Origin of the sequence: Synechococcus sp. A18-25c (assembly GCF_014280035.1) — a bacterium.
GTDB lineage: Bacteria > Cyanobacteriota > Cyanobacteriia > PCC-6307 > Cyanobiaceae > Synechococcus_C.
Genome location: NZ_CP047957.1, coordinates 1187985 through 1204260, shown reverse-complemented (window position 1 = coordinate 1204260; position 16276 = coordinate 1187985). Strand labels below are relative to the sequence as shown.

General features: G+C 60.0%; 21 protein-coding genes. 13 read left to right on the top strand and 8 right to left on the bottom strand.

Translation table 11 applies throughout. From position 1 onward, the window contains the following. Positions 1-33 precede the first annotated feature (33 nt). Together SynA1825c_RS06720 and SynA1825c_RS06715 are read left to right on the top strand one after the other, a co-directional pair. Entirely contained in the window at positions 34-1302 is a 1269-nt protein-coding gene (locus SynA1825c_RS06720; RefSeq protein ID WP_186470850.1) for an FAD-binding oxidoreductase, read from the top strand. Positions 1303-1332: 30 nt separating this feature from the next. Beyond that, positions 1333-2925 carry a SulP family inorganic anion transporter gene (locus SynA1825c_RS06715; RefSeq protein WP_186470849.1) on the top strand — a complete coding sequence of 531 codons (1593 nt, stop codon included), beginning with the start codon at positions 1333-1335 and terminating at the stop codon, positions 2923-2925. Positions 2926-2940: 15 nt separating this feature from the next. Here SynA1825c_RS06715 and SynA1825c_RS06710 read toward each other — a convergent pair whose 3' ends face one another. Next, the gene (locus SynA1825c_RS06710) at positions 2941-3264 is read right to left on the bottom strand and encodes a hypothetical protein (RefSeq protein WP_186470848.1); all 324 of its coding nucleotides are present in this window, start codon (positions 3262-3264) and stop codon (positions 2941-2943) included. Between the two features lie 114 nt (positions 3265-3378). Here SynA1825c_RS06710 and SynA1825c_RS06705 point away from each other — a divergent pair, with 114 nt between their 5' ends. The 7 genes from SynA1825c_RS06705 (at position 3379) to SynA1825c_RS06675 (ending at position 8421) form a co-directional block, all read left to right on the top strand. Continuing rightward, positions 3379-4431: an amino acid ABC transporter substrate-binding protein gene (locus SynA1825c_RS06705; RefSeq protein ID WP_186470847.1), complete on the top strand. Its 1053-nt coding sequence runs from the start codon at positions 3379-3381 to the stop codon at positions 4429-4431. Beyond that, a complete protein-coding gene (locus SynA1825c_RS06700; protein ID WP_186470846.1) occupies positions 4428-5327 on the top strand; it encodes an ABC transporter permease subunit in 900 nt (299 codons plus the stop codon). The genes SynA1825c_RS06705 and SynA1825c_RS06700 overlap by 4 nt, the downstream gene beginning before the upstream one ends. Positions 5328-5351: 24 nt before the next feature. Continuing rightward, the gene (locus SynA1825c_RS06695; protein WP_186470845.1) at positions 5352-5852 is read left to right on the top strand and encodes an HdeD family acid-resistance protein; all 501 of its coding nucleotides are present in this window, start codon (positions 5352-5354) and stop codon (positions 5850-5852) included. Further along, on the top strand, positions 5852-6892 hold the full coding sequence (locus SynA1825c_RS06690) for an amino acid ABC transporter permease (protein ID WP_186470844.1): 1041 nt from the start codon (positions 5852-5854) through the stop codon (positions 6890-6892). The genes SynA1825c_RS06695 and SynA1825c_RS06690 overlap by 1 nt, the downstream gene beginning before the upstream one ends. Then, a complete protein-coding gene (locus SynA1825c_RS06685; RefSeq protein WP_186470843.1) occupies positions 6889-7632 on the top strand; it encodes an amino acid ABC transporter ATP-binding protein in 744 nt (247 codons plus the stop codon). Before SynA1825c_RS06690 ends, SynA1825c_RS06685 begins: the two co-directional genes overlap by 4 nt. 93 nt (positions 7633-7725) lie before the next feature. After that, positions 7726-7908: a hypothetical protein gene (locus tag SynA1825c_RS06680; RefSeq protein WP_186470842.1), complete on the top strand. Its 183-nt coding sequence runs from the start codon at positions 7726-7728 to the stop codon at positions 7906-7908. A 6-nt stretch (positions 7909-7914) separates the two neighbouring features. Beyond that, entirely contained in the window at positions 7915-8421 is a 507-nt protein-coding gene (locus SynA1825c_RS06675) for a hypothetical protein (protein WP_186470841.1), read from the top strand. On the opposite strand, the gene SynA1825c_RS06670 is transcribed toward SynA1825c_RS06675, so the two are convergent. Further along, positions 8418-8618, bottom strand: coding sequence for a hypothetical protein (locus SynA1825c_RS06670; RefSeq protein WP_186470840.1), 201 nt, complete (start codon positions 8616-8618; stop codon positions 8418-8420). The genes SynA1825c_RS06675 and SynA1825c_RS06670 overlap by 4 nt on opposite strands. Before the next feature lie 102 nt (positions 8619-8720). On the opposite strand from SynA1825c_RS06670, the gene SynA1825c_RS06665 reads away from it, so the two are divergent. Beyond that, positions 8721-9623, top strand: a complete 903-nt coding sequence (locus SynA1825c_RS06665) for an AEC family transporter (RefSeq protein ID WP_186470839.1) — start codon at positions 8721-8723, stop codon at positions 9621-9623. On the opposite strand, the gene SynA1825c_RS06660 is transcribed toward SynA1825c_RS06665, so the two are convergent. Next, the gene (locus SynA1825c_RS06660; RefSeq protein ID WP_186471069.1) at positions 9565-10179 is read right to left on the bottom strand and encodes an alpha-ketoglutarate-dependent dioxygenase AlkB; all 615 of its coding nucleotides are present in this window, start codon (positions 10177-10179) and stop codon (positions 9565-9567) included. The two genes, SynA1825c_RS06665 and SynA1825c_RS06660, sit on opposite strands and share 59 nt — an antisense overlap. 110 nt (positions 10180-10289) lie before the next feature. Here SynA1825c_RS06660 and SynA1825c_RS06655 point away from each other — a divergent pair, with 110 nt between their 5' ends. Next, on the top strand, positions 10290-10622 hold the full coding sequence (locus SynA1825c_RS06655; RefSeq protein WP_255477107.1) for a hypothetical protein: 333 nt from the start codon (positions 10290-10292) through the stop codon (positions 10620-10622). Positions 10623-10825: 203 nt separating this feature from the next. Here the strand turns inward: SynA1825c_RS06655 and SynA1825c_RS06650 are convergent, their stop codons facing one another. From SynA1825c_RS06650 to SynA1825c_RS06630, 5 genes are all read right to left on the bottom strand, one after another. Next, positions 10826-11014: a hypothetical protein gene (locus SynA1825c_RS06650; RefSeq protein ID WP_186470838.1), complete on the bottom strand. Its 189-nt coding sequence runs from the start codon at positions 11012-11014 to the stop codon at positions 10826-10828. Positions 11015-11242: 228 nt separating this feature from the next. Further along, positions 11243-11632, bottom strand: coding sequence for a thermonuclease family protein (locus SynA1825c_RS06645; RefSeq protein ID WP_255478475.1), 390 nt, complete (start codon positions 11630-11632; stop codon positions 11243-11245). 46 nt (positions 11633-11678) lie between these two features. Further along, positions 11679-12329 carry a hypothetical protein gene (locus tag SynA1825c_RS06640; protein ID WP_186470837.1) on the bottom strand — a complete coding sequence of 217 codons (651 nt, stop codon included), beginning with the start codon at positions 12327-12329 and terminating at the stop codon, positions 11679-11681. Positions 12330-12439: 110 nt separating this feature from the next. After that, a complete protein-coding gene (gene arsJ / locus SynA1825c_RS06635; protein ID WP_186470836.1) occupies positions 12440-13711 on the bottom strand; it encodes an organoarsenical effux MFS transporter ArsJ in 1272 nt (423 codons plus the stop codon). Beyond that, positions 13708-14730 carry an ArsJ-associated glyceraldehyde-3-phosphate dehydrogenase gene (locus tag SynA1825c_RS06630; RefSeq protein WP_186471068.1) on the bottom strand — a complete coding sequence of 341 codons (1023 nt, stop codon included), beginning with the start codon at positions 14728-14730 and terminating at the stop codon, positions 13708-13710. The genes arsJ and SynA1825c_RS06630 overlap by 4 nt, the downstream gene beginning before the upstream one ends. A 126-nt stretch (positions 14731-14856) precedes the next feature. Between SynA1825c_RS06630 and SynA1825c_RS06625 the strand changes: the two genes are divergently transcribed. Next, on the top strand, positions 14857-15882 hold the full coding sequence (locus tag SynA1825c_RS06625) for a mechanosensitive ion channel family protein (RefSeq protein ID WP_186470835.1): 1026 nt from the start codon (positions 14857-14859) through the stop codon (positions 15880-15882). 58 nt (positions 15883-15940) lie between these two features. Next, the gene (locus SynA1825c_RS06620; RefSeq protein WP_186470834.1) at positions 15941-16273 is read left to right on the top strand and encodes a helix-turn-helix transcriptional regulator; all 333 of its coding nucleotides are present in this window, start codon (positions 15941-15943) and stop codon (positions 16271-16273) included. The last annotated feature ends 3 nt before the right edge of the window (positions 16274-16276 follow it).

Below are 16276 nucleotides of genomic sequence, written 5' to 3'. Positions count from 1 at the left end.
GAACTTATTCGGCGCTGGAAAGGAACAGCAGCGATGAATCCGCAGGCCCGCGATGCCAAGTCCCTCGGATGCCTGAGCCCCGGGCCAGAGCTATTGCCACCACTGATGCGTCAACCGCTGGGTGGGACTCCACTAATGGTGCGATCGGGAGGCACATCAAGCCGTTGCGCGGCTGATCAGCACTGGACGCTGGATCTGCGGCGCCATCAGCAGTTCCGCTACATCCACGCAACGCAGGAGGTGGAATTCGGTACGGGCCTCTCCATGGCCGCACTACTGAGGCAGCTGCAGGCTTTCGATCGCGCCATCCCGATCGGTCTCTCCGGCCTGCCCGGCAGCGGCTTTGTGCTGACTGGCGGCATGGGTCCCCTCAGCCGAACGCAAGGGTTGGCGATCGACCACATCACAAAGGTGGAAGGGGTTTGGGGATCAGGAGCGCCGTTCACGCTTAATGCCGAGCAAGCTCAGCTCGAACCCTCAAACGCAGCTGCTTGGCGGGGCCTACTGGGTGCAGCTCCCTTTCTCGCAGTGGTCACCAAACTGCGGCTGCGCACCCATGCCGTTTCCGAGCTGAGGCTGCGCAGGGGTTGGATCAACCCATCGGAATTGCCAGCCGTCATCGCCTTGGCAGAACAGTGGCCCGAGAGCTGCAGCCTGCAATGGACCTGGGGCGAGATGCTGGAGATCTACGCCGTGGACTGCGGTCCACCATCAACACCTAGCCCAAGTTTGCAAGCGCTGGATCCCTTTTTGAAAGCTTGCTCGGGCGGCGGGGTGCAGCAAGTCCGCGATCAGTTGGACCTGCCTGCCTTCGGCCAGTACGGAATGCAGACAACAACCAATGCGGCACCCTCCGGGGCCACCCGTTCTCATAGCGAGGTTCTGGGGCGTCTTGGGCCTGTCTTGACGGATCAAGCCGAAGCCCTGATTGAACAGCTGGAGCGGCACATGCGCCAACGCCCACACCCGGCTTGCCGGATCAGTGCCCAGCAACTCGGAGGAGCCACCGCACGCATCGATCCGGACCGCACTGCCTTCGTGCATCGGGATGCCCAGTGGAAGCCGTGGATCACAGCGAGCTGGACGCCGGGTGATGTGGAGGGTCGCTGGCGCAGCCTCGCCTGGATGGAGCGCGTCAATGATGATCTGCGCGCAAGCTGTCCTGGAGTGCACCTCGCGCAGCTCCATGACCACCTACGGGGTCATCAACAAGAGCTCAGCGAAGCCTTCGGCAGCTGGCTGCCGGAGCTGCGTCATTTGAAATCGAACCTGGACCCCGAAGCGAAGCTGCCACCGCTTTGACGTACGGTCCCACCAATCAATGCATTCCTGATGGCCCCAGGATCCGTGCCAAGACAGTTGAACATCGGTTTCGGCAATCCCAGCAAAGATCTGCTGTCAGGCCTGGTCGTGGCCTTCGCCATGATTCCCGAGGCGATCGCCTTCTCTGGCATCGCCGGGGTTGAACCGGAGGTTGGACTGTTCGGCGCCTTTCTGCTGTCGATCACCATCGCCTTTGTGGGTGGACGGTCGGCCATGATCACCTCCGCCACGGGCTCCACGGCTCTTCTGATGACGGGCCTGGTGGCCACCGGCGAGGCCCGCGGTCCTGGCCTTGGACTGACCTATCTCCTGGTGGCTGGCGTCGTGACCGGCATCCTTCAGATCCTCTGGGGCTGGATGCGACTGGCCTATCAGATGCGCTTTGTGCCGCTGGGTGTGTTGAGCGGATTCGTGAACGCGCTGGCCCTACTGATTTTCCAAGCGCAATTGCCTGAACTCGGGATCAATCTGCATTTCGGGGAAGCCAAAGCCGCTGGTGATGCCCATGAGGTGATCCTCAGTGGAGTGCAGCTCCCGATCATCTGGGGACTGGTTCTGCTGGGTCTGGTCATCATTTATGGCCTGCCCCGTTTAACGCGGGTGGTGCCGTCTCAGCTGGTGGCGATTGTCGTGCTGACGACAATCTCCATGGTCTTCAATTTGGCGGAAACCTACGGAATCCCAACCGTCAGTGGCCTCGGTGATCTGCCCAGGGGACTGCCGATACCGAGCTGGCCCTTCGGTTCACCTGAAGACCTGAAGGTGCCCTTCAATCTGGAAACCCTCGGCATCGTGTTGCCCACAGCCTTGGCCATTTCACTGGTGGGACTGATGGAAACTTTCCTCACCCAAGACATCTTGGATGACCGCACCGACAGCAATTCCAATAAAAACGTGGAGGCACGGGGTCAAGGCATCGCCAACATCGTGTCGTCACTGTTCGGTGGCATGGCCGGCTGTGCCTTGGTGGGTCAGTCGGTGATGAACATCGACAACGGTGGACGCACACGCCTCTCGACCCTGTTTTCAGGCATCAGCCTGCTGGCGATGATCCTGCTGTTTGAACCCTTGCTGAAGCAAATTCCCATGGCGGCCCTGGTGGCTGTGATGATCAGCATCGCTGTCAGCACGGCCGATGTCGCTGGTCTGAAGCGGATTCGATCGATCCCCAAGAGCGACACGGCTGTGATGCTGATGACCTTCGCGGTCACCATGCTGACCACCCCCCACAACCTGGCCCTTGGCGTGATCGCCGGTGTGGCCCTGGCAGGGATCCTGTTCAGCCGCAAGGTGGCCAAGGTGATCCGCGTGGAAGCGGTGGATGTCACACCCAACCTGCGCCGTTACGTGGTGACCGGTCAGCTGTTCTTCGTCAGCAAGATCTATTTCATGCAGGGATTCGACGTGCATGACCACCCCGGTCAGATCACGATTGACATGTCCGGTGCTCATATCTGGGACCAAAGCGGCGTCGGCGCCCTCAATCAACTGATCCGCAAACTTCAGCAGGGCGGATCGCAGGTGGAGGTAGTTGGTCTCAACAAAGAGAGCCTGGATCTGTTCGAAAGAATCGGCAGCCAGCCCGAGGGGGCTCACGGCTAAGTCTCTCCAGAGGCTTCAACGGCTGTTGTCGAGCAAACCGATACAAGCGGAAAAATCGTTACGCATCCCACTGAGGCGCTGGCGGATCTGCTGATCACTCGTCTGCTCCTGCAGATACAGCTCGGTGACATCGTTGCCGATGCTCATCACCAGGCACAGGGTTTGCAGATCATCCGTTTCAACGGCTCGTTGCTTGGCTCCTTCGAGGATCACGCTGAGCAGCGCCATCTTGTTGTTGTAAGCCTCGCGATCACTCACCTGCCAAGCAGACACAGGCGCTGAGATGCTCACCATCGCCATCACCAATGCGGGGATGGATCCCAGCAGGCGATGGAACATTACGGTGCGACTGATTAACAATGAGCTGAACTTAGAGAGTTTCGAGAACGTCGGCAGAAAGTGACATCAACCCGTCCGAAGCTCTGACAGGATTGCGGCTCGATGTTCACTGTCATGACAGCGCGACGACCGGTGATCTCTCTGCTGAGCGCGGTGCTCGCCCTCGGTGGTTGCGCGACGCTTGGGGAAGGCGGCGCCTCACGTCTCGACCAGATCCGCAACCGTGGAGAACTGCGCTGCGGCATTAGCGGCAAGATCCCAGGATTCAGCTTTTTGCAACGCGATGGACGCTACGCCGGGCTCGATGTGGATCTGTGCAAGGCCTTCGCTGCCGCGTTCGTCGGCGATGGTGACAAGGTTCAGTACCGGCCGCTGACGGCACCGGAACGCTTCACCGCCCTGCGCACCGGAGAAATCGATCTGTTGTCGCGCAACACCACCTTCAACCTCAGCCGTGATGCGGCCGGTGGCAATGGCGTCAGCTTCGCTCCGGTGGTGTTCCATGACGGCCAGGGGCTCCTGGTTCGTCGCGACAGCGGCATCCGCAGCCTTGAGGATCTGGGTGGACAGACCATTTGTGTGGGCTCCGGCACCACCACTGAGCAGAACCTCAACGATGCCTTTCAAGCGCGGGGACTGCCTTACACCCCGATCAAATATCAAGACCTGAATCAGGTCGTGGCGGGCTACCTGCAGGGTCGATGCCGCGCGTTCACCTCGGATCGATCCCAGCTGGCTTCGGCCCGCTCCGGCTTCGAACGTCCCGACGATCATGTGATTCTTCCCGACGTGCTGAGCAAGGAGCCCCTGGCTCCTTGCTCATCCGGAGGCGATCAACGCCTTGCCGATGCCATGCGCTGGGTGGTGTTTGGCCTGATCACGGCGGAGGAGATGGAAATTACTCAGGCCAATGTGGACGCGAAGCGGGAGGAGGCCACCAACAATCCTGATCTCACCCGAGTCAGGCGTTTCCTCGGGGTGGAAGGGAATCTGGGCAGCAAGCTCGGCCTCCCCGACGACTTCATGGTGGAAGTGATCCGCAGCACAGGGAATTACGGGGAGATCTACAACCGACATCTCGGCCCCGACAGTGTGGTGCCGATTCCGCGCGGTCTCAACAATTTGTCCAGCCAGGGCGGTGTGTTGACAGCCCCTCCCTTCCAATGAAGCTGCGTCGCTCCACCTGGTTCCAGATTCTGCTGACAATCGCGGTGCTCACCGTAGTGGGAATCCTGGTGAACAACCTGTCGGTGAATCTGATTAGGACAGGGCTCGGCCTCAGTTTTCGCTGGCTCTGGCGCCCGGCAGGGTTCGCTTTGGGCGAACACCCACTGCCCTATCAACCCGGCGACAGCACCGCCTGGGCTCTGGTGATGGGCTGGCTGAACAGCCTGCGTGTCATCGCCTGCAGCATGGTGCTGGCCACCGTCCTAGGGGTCAGCGCTGGTGCAGCACGGCGCAGCCTTCATCCACTGTTGCGCAGGCTCGCGGCGGTCTATGTGGGTGTGATCCGCCAGATCCCACTGTTGCTGCAGCTGCTCTTCTGGTATTTCGTGGCCTTCCTGGGCCTTCCCTCAGAACCTCTGGCCCCCCTTGGAGCCCTGATCCGTCTGTCGAATCAGGGCATTGGCATCCTTGGGCTCAACCTGAGCGTGGAATTCGCCGCCGTGCTCGTTGGTTTGAGCGTATTCACTGGGTCGGCCATCGCCGAAATCGTGCGTGGTGGTCTGGATGCGGTTCCGACGGGTCAATGGGAAGCCTTCCGCTGCCTGGGCCTGAGCGAGAGCGTGGGCATGCGCAAGGTGGTGCTGCCCCAGGCCTTACCGGCCATCCTTCCGGCCCTGGGCAGTCAGTATCTGAATCTCGCCAAGAACAGCACCCTGGCCATCGCGGTGGGATATGCCGATCTGTATGCCGTCAGCGACACCGCCATCACCCAGACGGGGAGAGCCATCGAAGGTTTTTTGATCCTGCTGCTCAGTTTTCTGATGCTGAACCTGCTGATCAACGCAGGCATGCAGATCCTCAACCGAATCGTGATGGTTCCAGGCCAACGGACGTAACATCCGCGCACCTTCCCGCTCTCCATGAACTCTCGACGCATCGCAGCGGTGCTGCTGCTCGTCGCCGCAGTGGCCGCACTGCTGCTGCCCTTTGCCTCAGCCACGCTGCTGACGATCGGAATCGGCGGCATCGCTTTCGCAGCAGGCATGGGCCAGCTGCTGAGGCTCGGCGACGTCAACGGTGCTCAAGAAAAGCTGTTCCGCGTGCTGTCTGCGCTGCTGTACATCGGTGGTTCGATCTTCATCCTGATCGACCCGATCGATAGCGAAATCAGCCTCACACTGTTCGCAGGGGTGCTGCTGCTGGTGGAAGGCGTGATGGAACTAGCCTCCGGAGCCACGGCGTCCGGCCCTGCTTCCGGACTGATCGTGGTAGATGGAATCCTCACGGCACTGTTCGGAGTGTTGCTGGTCGTGGAATGGCCTTCCGACAGCCTGTGGGCCCTCGGGACCCTCTTTGGTGCAGCCTTATTTCTATCTGCGCTGAACTTGTTCCGCGCTCCGGCTGAACAATCCGGCAGCTGATGGCGCAACGCCGAAACGCCAGACGCCGGCGCCTGTGGCAACCCAGGAGTCATCCGCTGGAAACAGCCCTCAGCTTGGTGATCCTGGTTCTGATTGCCTGGGTGGTCTGGTCCACAGGAGCCTGGCTGTTCACTGCCGCTGACTGGTCAGTGGTGAGCGAGAACCTGCCCCTTTTTGCGGTGGGCAGCTACCCAGCTGAGCAGCGCTGGCGCCCCATGCTCTGGCTTCTGCTGCTTGGGGCGATCACCGTTGCCACGCTGCTGCAACCAGTTGCTCATTCCCCCTGGAAGTTCAGCGGCCAAACCTTGTCATTGGGATGGCTGGCGATGCTGCCGATCGGCTGGCTGCTGCTCTCAGGTGGATTCGGCCTACCGCCTGTGAGTTCTCGGGACTGGGGAGGGCTCACACTCACCCTGATGCTGACCGGTGCCAGCGGTCTGGTTGCAGTTCCTCTGGGCATTCTTCTGGCCTTGGGACGCCGCAGTCATCTGGCACTGCCCCGTGTACTCAGCCGCCTTTACATCGATGGCCTGCGGGCTGTGCCATTGATTGCCGTTCTGTTCTTTGGTCAGCTGCTGTTGCCGCTCTTCTTACCCGTGGAGATCGAAATCAACCGGGTGCTGCGTGCCGTGATCGCTTTTGCCCTGTTCGCAGCTGCCTACGTGGCAGAAGACGTGCGCGGTGGTCTCCAGGCCATTCCTCACACCCAGACCGAAGCCGCACAGGCCTTAGGCCTAAGTCCATGGCAAACCCAGCGATTGGTGGTGCTACCCCAGGCCTTGCGCATCGCTGTGCCTGCCCTGACCAACCAGGCCATCGGCCTGCTGCAAAACACCAGCCTGATGGCGATTCTGGGCCTCGTCGAGCTGCTGGGCATCAGCCGCAGCTTGATGGCCAACCCTGAATACATCGGCCGGTATTTGGAGACTTACGTCTGGCTGGGCGGCCTCTATTGGTTGATCTGCAGCGTGATGGCCTTGCTGGCCAGACAACTGGAAGTCAAGACCGCCTCACCCTCCACCCCAGCCGAGCATTCATGACTGTCGCCGTTCGCGCCGATTCCATCACCAAGAGCTTCCAGCACGGGCAACGCGCCCTGGATGCCGTGACCCTTGAGGTGGAGCACGGCGAAGTGCTGGTGGTGATGGGGCCATCGGGTTCCGGCAAAAGCACCTTGATCCGCACCTTCAACGGTCTGGAGGCGATCGATGGTGGACAGTTGGAGGTGGTAGGGCTGAGCCTGGATGCGGAGCACGATGAACGCCAGATCCGGCGCATCCGGCGGCGCGTTGGCATGGTGTTTCAGCAGTTCAATCTCTTCCCACATCTGACGATCCTCGACAACATCACCCTCGCGCCAAGACGGGTGAACCAGGTGCCCCGAATCGCTGCCGAAGAGCGCGCTCATGGCCTGCTGGCGCAGATGGGAATTGCAGATCAGGCGTACAAATACCCTGCGCAACTCAGTGGTGGCCAACAACAACGGGTGGCGATCGCTAGAGCCCTAGCGATGGACCCTGAGCTGATGCTGTTTGATGAGCCGACCAGCGCCCTCGACCCGGAACGCGTCAAAGAAGTGCTGGATGCGATGCGCCAGCTGGCATCCGATGGCATGACGATGGTGATCGTGACCCATGAATTGGGGTTCGCCCGTGAGGTGGCCGACCGGGTGTTGTTCATGGATGCCGGCCGTGTAGTCGAGCTCAGCGATGCCAACAGCTTTTTCACGCAAGCCAAGGAAGAACGCAGCCGGCGCTTCCTCAATCAGATGGCCCATTGAGCGCCTCGCGTCTTCAATCCTCAACAATCCATCGCGACGATGCCGTGACGCTCCTTTCCACTGCTCCTAACGTTCGAAAGACGCAACGCCCCCATGAAGAAGTCATGGAATGGACCGCTATCGAATGAAATCGATCCTGTGGTGTCGACCTGGTGGAGAGACCGTGTGTCGTTCCTGATTAAGGAAGGTCGCAAGCGAGACGCTGCAGGCCTTTATTTGGAGTTCTGCTTCCCTGGAAGCCGAGCGATTGAGCTCGCTGCCCATCCGCATCAGTGACAGGCCATGGACCAGAGACAACAGGTCCAGCAGCTTTGCGAAGACCACGCTGAAGCGCTCCAGCAACTCGCTTGCGACGTGGCCAATCGCCCACAGTGGGACTTGAATCTGCCCGTCGCCGTAATCGATGCTCGCACCGAGCGGCGATCCTTTCATGTCACTGGGGTCGGCAGCGTCGGCAATGTGGTGCGGGTCTCCACGACCATTGATCACCCCTTGATGCGGCAACTCTTCAAATTGGTGGAATCCAGCAGCGATGACGCTGCCGTGGACACCATGCGCAAGGATCCGGACATCGGCGAGGAGTTCGCGACTGTTTTTGAGATGTATCGCGACGAACGCCGCGGTGGGGCTCCCTTGTGGAGCGCCACGGACGCAGCCTCATTCGTGGTGAAATCCAAGGAGGCTTATGACGACCGCGAGCTGGCCATTGTTGCGCTGCTGCCCGGCGATCCCCATGCTGTTGTGACGTTCGGTGTTCCGCTCAGCTATTACGGTGCCGAATCGACCTAATTGCCACGTAGACGGGCCAACGCCTGCTCAGCGGCCGCCAGTTCCCGTTCCGTTTGCAACCAGCGTTCATTGCCGAGCGGCAGGGTGGCCACCTGATCGGCCAGCTCGAACTGAAGCAACTGGCAACGCTCCGAAAGGGCGTTGCTGAGTTGAAGTTGATGCTGCGGAATCAGACAGCTAGGAGCGGCGACACCCAAACCATCTCCTCCAACAAGGACGATTACAACTTTGGCACATCACCCAGGCTTTTTTAAAATGGATGTCCTGGAAGGTCTGCGGTGCTGAACCTCTTCTGGGAGATGGGTCCCTGCCTCATCGGCGGCGCCTTCATCGGCCGCTGGCGACCCCAGTGGATTGCACCTCTAGCCACACCACTGGTGCGCTTCGGCGTCCCAGTCAGTCTGATGGGCCTGTTGCTGCATGGCGGCCTGAACGGCTCACTGCTGGGCATGGCGATGGTGGCCGTCACAGTGATCGCGGTGATGCTCACCCTGATGCGGTTGGCGACACCCTTCTCAGTAGCCCTGACCCATCCCGAGTTACAGCTCGGCAGCTGCATTGGCAACACGGCGTACTTCGGCATCCCAGCCGCACTGGCACTGCTGCCGTCTGACGCCTTACCCATCAGCATTGGCTACGACTTCGGCGCCACGCTGCTGGCCTGGGGGCTCGGCCCTCTCTGGCTGACCCGCAAGCCAGCGTCCAGCGGCCCAGACCGCAGGTGGCGAAACCTGCTCGGACACCTCAGTGCCAGCCCAGCCACTCGCGGGCTGATCGGCGCGTTGATCGTAATGGTCACCCCTTGGCACCTTGCGATCAGCGATGCACTGTGGCTGCCCTCACGAGCCGTGATCGTGCTGGCCTTGGCCGTGGTAGGCATGCGTCTAGGAAGCATTGCCTCAAAGAACACCCCGAGCCTCGACGTGAGCCTCACCACGCCGCTGATTTGCAAACTGCTGCTGTTTCCAGCGCTCATGCTGTTGATCAGCCTGGCGCTTCCACTTCCCGGCGTTGCACGCCAGGCACTTGTGCTTCAGGCAGCCGCTCCCACGGCGATTTCGGTGTTGCTGATGGCGGAGTCGGAGCACGTGAACGTGGCAGCACCGGCGCAACTGATCCTGCGCAGCACTGTGTTGGCGTTGATCAGCGTGCCGCTCTGGAGCCTGCTGATTCGTCCGCTTGGCGGAACACCCGGAATGTGAGATTCAAACGCGGTTCGCACACCCGCTTGCGAATCGGTAATCCATGCATCCACTGCTGCTGACAGCAGCTATCCATCAGCAGCAGATCGCCATTCGCCAGGGGGAGATCGTGGCGACAGCCAGTCACGCGGTGGCGAAATTGCAGATCACGGGTTGCGCCGAGCGACAAGGACGCAATCGGAAAGTCATCATCAATTTCAGGCTCATCATCCGCATGCCAGCCCATGCGGTCTTCACCGTTGCGGTAGAGATTGAACAGACAGCCGTTGAAGGGAGCTGAACAGCGCTGACTCACTTGCTCAAGCAGGGGCTTGAACCATGCCGGCCAGCCTTCACCACGATGCAGCGCTCCGCTGTAACGGTAAGCCACATTGTGATCAGCCAGAAACGCTGTGAGCCGGGGCACCCGGTGCCAACGCCCGTAGACACGCACTTGAGGCTGATCCCATGGGATTTGCTGCACACAACGATCCATCCACGTACGGCTGGTGGCGGGATTCAGCCAGGTGCGCTGATGCGTCCAGTTGATGGACTCAGCAGCATCGTCATTGAGCATGCCGACCACTCCCGTCGCGCCGGGCACTCTCGCGCGTGGCGGGCAGAAGCGTGAGTGAAGACGGATAACAGACCTGGATTGCCCTCAAATTCAGCTCATAGATTGAACAGATGGGAGCAAGGATCACACAACAGGTTTTCTTGGAGCGTGCCAAGCAGCGCTTCGGAGACCAATTCGACTACTCAGGCATTCAGTGGCGCAGCTACAAAAGCCCTGTGAAAATTCGGTGCCGCAAGCATCCTGTTCAGGAAATCACCATTACCCCTGAAAAGCATCTGCAAACCACGGGCGGCTGCCGTCACTGCCTGCGCGAACGTCGCATTGAAGCTCTGGAACGGGAACTCAACCGCTCGGCGGCCCGACCAGCAGCGGAAATCACCTCTCCAGCTGCGCCACCGACGACCCAACCGCAAGTGGATGTGTCGGAGTCGGTGGTTGTTTGAAGCTCAAGCGAATCAGCCGTTCAACTTGGCGTACCAACCCACAGCAAGCTGCCAGCTTGACCAAAGAAAGATGGCTAGAAACACCCAATTGAGCCAAGCAGGTCGGTTCTTGTTTTCGAACATCGCCTTGTGATGACCAAGCTCATTGTGTGAGACCCCAGAGGTGTTTCGACACAACCGTCACGCACCATGACGGGCGCTCATCAAGGCGTTGTGATCGGCATCGTGCGCTTGAGATCGTGCATGCCTTCAAGCTGTTGATGCACAGACTTCAACTGACGCTGAATATGGTCGCTCTGGGGAAGGGTGTTGAGAGACCCCAATGCCATTTCGACGTACTGCTTGGCATCAATCAGCAGACGGCATTCAAGGCTTCCGGGTTCGTAGCTCATCGCATTGAACGTTCTCACCTAATTAAGAAGCAGCGCAATGCACTTGGTTGTGCCCATCACAACCATTGTGAGGATCCATCAGGGCGTCAGCATGCCGCCCGCGGCTTCAATCAGATCCCAAGGACGTTCCAAACCTCCCTACACTCCCCAGATTCCAGGGGACGCGTTCTGGGCCTGAGCTTCCAGAGCGACATAGGGAAGGTCATCACAACGGCCGAAATAGCCGTCTTAGGCGAAGACGACTCCTTGAAGGAGCAAAGGCTGAGCAACATCGTTGTCCTGCATGAGCAAACGGGCCACCAGACGGCCGTACACATCCCTGGCGCGCAATTCCAAGACGACCTCGCTGCCTACAGGAAGCAGACGTTGCAACTGCTGGATCGCCAAGCGAGACCACGGCTGCTGCTGAGCCAGTGGCGCTTGAACACACGCCAAACGCACCGCACGCCCCTGATCACCAAGGTCGACGAGTACCCCCTGACCATTGTTGATTGCCAGAACCATGACGGCTTGACGCGGATGGGGCTCAGCCCAGGCTGCTGAACTGAGAGTTGCACTAAGGGTTGCGCTGAGGATGGCCCCGCTCAGCAGCAGTCTGGGGATCGAGAGTGACGTCAAAGCGTCCAAACAGAACGTGGCCTTGGCTTTGGCTTTGGCAGTGGCATCAAGCTTGAACCACCTGCACGTCCACCAGTTCAATGCTGTCCATGGCCTGATCGGAGAGATAGCGAAGCGTCCGGTTGCGGATCATCCGCACTTCGATGGCATTCCAGGTACCGCCGATCACGCAACCCACCAGCGGGACCGTTTTGGTGAGTAGCGCTCTCTGGGTGACCCGCCGACCAAACACCCTGGTCACCACTGCATTGATCAACTGAAGACCTCCCTGGTCGATCAACTGTCGAACCACCTGACGGGTGGCACTTTGAGCCATCCGCAATCCGACTTCCACACCAAGCTGACTGAGCACACTGGTGCCAAACACAGGCACCAGCAACTCGAGCCGAGCCGAGTCACGGTCCAGGAAGCCGGGAAGGATCAACTCCGCAGCGCAGGCGGCTGCAAACACCTGCGTGCGGGTGGTCACAGAGAGATCGGCCACGGCACCCGCAAGGCTCAGTACGGGGTTGGCCGCCAACCCCATGACGGCACCGGCAGCAATCACTTGAAGTCTTGCGTCACTAAACGCCTGCTCAGCCAGTTCATGGCTGCTGGCGGCTGGAAAGCGAGCACGCAACTGGTCCACTTCACGGCGAACCCGCATCGCGTCAAAACTGATCACCCAATTGAGAGCATCAGCTGCGGAGCCCACCATGACTCAAGATTCAAACCCAACCAGCCATTTCACAGTGGCGCATGGCCGAGCAGCTCACAAGGCTTCCAAAGCCAGTTGGAGACGGTGCCACAACAAGAATCAAGCAGGCATCAGGTTGCTGACGCCGAATTGAGGCCGATGGGGTGAATCCTCGGCAACTCCCGACATGTCAGTGCCGACAACAACAACAGCAAGGATGAAGCCCAGAGACAGGCCTGCATGCCCACGACTTCGGTTCTACCAAGCATGAACACCGCCCCCGAGAGCAACGTGCCCGCCAGGCGCCCGGCAGCATTGGCCATGTAATAGAAGCCCACATTGAGGCTGACGTTCTCCGTATCGGTGTAGGCCAACACCATGTAGGAGTGAATCGACGAATTCATGGCGAACACCACTCCGAAGGCGGCGAGGCCAGCCGTGATGGCCAGCGACACATCCACCTGACGCCACAGCGCCACAGCGATCAAAGCGGGAATCGCGGTGAGCAGTACGCTCCAGAACTGCAAGGCAGACACTCCCGGAGAGGTGGTCTGCCCCCACAGACGTCTGAGACCAGGCGCTGATCCTTGAACAATGCCGTAGCCGATCACCCAGAGGCCGAGAAAGCCACCGATCTCCCCGAAGCTCCAGCCCAAGGAAGCCTCGAGAAACACCGGCAAGGCCACCACAAACCACACATCCCGGGCACCAAACAGAAAGAAGCGCGCCAGAGACAGCACGTTGATGCCCCGGGATTTCGAGAACAGCGAGGAGAAGGCCGGCTTGGACTTCATCTTTCCGATCTCTCCCGTGAGCACCAGCGTCAGCAGGAAGGCGAGAGCGAGACCTGCTGCCATCCAGCCCACGGCAGCATTGAAGCCAAAGGCTGTCAGCAGCACCCCTCCGAGGAAGAAACCCACTCCCTTGAGAGCGTTCTTGGATCCCGTGAGGATTGCCACCCACTTGAATAATTGCTTCTGCCCCTGCTGCTGATCGTCCGGGGTCTCCGGCACCACCGTCTTGATGGCGCTCTTCGCACTCATCTTGTTGAGGTCTTTGGCGATTCCGCTGATGGCCTGAGCGGTCATCACATAGAGCACGCTGATCAGTTTCGGCCAACTGGCGGCGACAGGGATCAGCATCAGCAATGCCAGGACCTGCAGCAGCGTGCCCACCCAGAGGGTGAGCCGAAGCCCGTAGCGGGCCCCAATCCATCCCCCGTAGAGGTTGGTGATCACCCCGAACAATTCGTAGAAGAGGAACAGAAACGCAATCTCGAGGGTGGAGTAGCCGAGTTGATGGAAATGGAACACCACCAGCATTCGCAGCGCTCCATCGGTCAGCGTGAAGGCCCAGTAGTTGGCGGTGACGATGCCGTACTGCTGAAGGGGAGAGAGCTTCATGACTCCAGCCCCACCACATGGGCCACCAGATCGGCCATGCGGCTGCTGTAGCCCCACTCGTTGTCATACCAGGCGTAGACCTTCAGCTGGGTGCCGTCCACCACCATTGTCGAGAGGGCGTCAACGACCGCGCTGCGGTTGTCGTTGGTGTAGTCACACGACACCAACGGGCGCTCCTCATAGCCCAGGATTCCCTTGAGCGGACCGTCTGCCGCGGCCTTGAACGCTGCGTTCACCTGCTCTGCCGTGACGCTCTGCTTGAGCTCGAACACCGCATCGGTGAGCGATCCATTCAGCAGAGGAACGCGCACGGCATGACCGTTGAGCTTGCCCTTCAGCTCAGGGAAGATCATCGCGATCGCCTTGGCCGAGCCGGTGGTGGTGGGGATCAACGAGCTGAGGCCAGAACGGGCCCGACGCAGATCGCTTTTGAAGGCATCGATCGGCACCTGGGTGTTGGTGATGTCGTGAATGGTTGTGATCAGGCCGTGGTCGATGCCGAAGCTCTCATGCACCACCTTCACCACCGGCGCCAGGCAGTTGGTGGTGCAGGAGGCAGCGGTCACCAACTTGTGCCGCGCTGGTTCATAAAGGTTTTGGTTGATGCCGTAGACAATGTTGAGCGCGTCCTCACCGGCGACCACACCCTTCACGGGACAGGCCACCACCACACGCTTCAAACCCACCTGCTCGAAATAGGGGTTTAGGGTCTGCGGCGTTTTGATCACGCCGCTGGCCTCGAGCACCATCTCCACCCCACGATCGATCCAGGGCACAGCGGTGGGATCGCTTTCGCTCGACCAAGTGAGCGCTGATCCCTCCACGTTGAAGCCATCAGCGCTGCTGGTGATGGCTCGATTCCAGCGCCCATGCACGGAATCGAACTCGAGCAGGTGGGCCGCTGTCACTGCATCGCCAGCGGGATCATTGACGTGCACCAGCTCGATTCCAGGCCGCCCCCAGAGGGCCCGAAGCACCAGGCGGCCGATGCGGCCAAAGCCATTGATGCCGATACGCATGGTGATCAGTCGGGCCGACGGCCCCATAGATCAACCAATCTTGATTGATCAACCAGACTTGATGCAAGTTCTCTTGCAAGCGTCGGCACAGCGCTGCAGACTTTTTTCAGATAGGCAGCATCGCCAATGAACCTGGGTCATCTCCTCTGGACGGTCTTTGGTGGCGCAGCAATCACCCTGGTGCTGTCGTACCTACTGCGGCGCGTGCTTCCCAAGCTGACGCAGAAAACCAGCAGCGATTTTGATGACTTCCTGATCAATGCCCTGGGGGATGCCGTGATTCCGATCGGGCTGATCACTGTGCTGGTGCTCACAGAAATTGATCTCAACCTTCCCAGCAACATCAAGACGGCCTATGCCATCGCCCTGCGCGCCCTGATCACGATTGTGCTGGTGCGCTTCACCAATCGGGTGGGTGCACGCTTTCTGACCAGCGCCGCGCGACGCACCGGCGGGGAAGACCTTCAGCAACTGCTGAAAAGCCTGCTGCCGCTGCTGAGAGCCCTGGTGTGGAGTGTGGGCATCCTGGTGCTTCTTCAGAGCCTGGGGGTGAAAATGACGGTGGTCTGGGGCCTGCTTAGCGCCGGCGGCATCGGCATTGGCTTGGCTCTCAAAGAACCGGCGCAGGAGCTGTTCGCCTACCTGATGATCCTGCTCGACAAACCCTTCACCGTCGGGCAGTTCATCAGCACGGGGTCAACGTCGGCCACGGTGGAGAAAATCGGCGTGCGTTCCACCCATCTGCGCAGCACCCGCGGCGAGCTGGTGGTGGTCAACAACACCACACTCACGGGAAACACAATTCAAAACTTCGCCGAGATGACCCAACGGCGGATGCTCTATTCCATCGGCGTCACCTACGACACCACCGTGGAGCAGATGAAAGCGATTCCCTCAATGATCCAGGAGATCATCGACCGGCAGGAGCACAGCAGCTTCGGCCGTTGTCACTTCACGGAATTCGCCGACTCAAGCCTGAATTTCGAGCTGGCCTATTACATCGACACGCGTGATTACACCGTCGCCTTGAACAATCAGCAGGCGATCAACCTGGCCATCATGGAAGTGTTCGCGCAGCAAGGAATCGAATTCGCCTTCCCAAGCCAGACCGTTTACCTGGAGAGCGATTCAGGGGCAAACCAAGCCTCCTGAGCATTGAGCATCGCCCCAGCACAGCACCTCTAGGCTGAAACCTGACAGAGCACAGACCATGTCAACGACGGTGGAAACTGCTTCGCAACTGGATGCCCACCAGGCCCAAGGCATGCTCAAGGGGCTGTCGGACCCGATCCGGCTGAACGTGATTGAGCAGCTGGGTGCTGGCGAGCGCTGCGTCTGCGATCTCACCACCAACCTGCAGCTGTCCCAGTCGCGACTCTCCTTTCACCTCAAGGTGCTCAGAGAAGCTGGCCTGATCAGTGATCGCCAAAGCGGTCGCTGGGTCTATTACCGGCTCCGTCCGGAAGCCCTGAAAGCGCTGCAGCAGTGGCTGCAAGGACTCACCGACAGCTGCCAAAGACGCAGCAGCTGCTGTGACGACTGAACG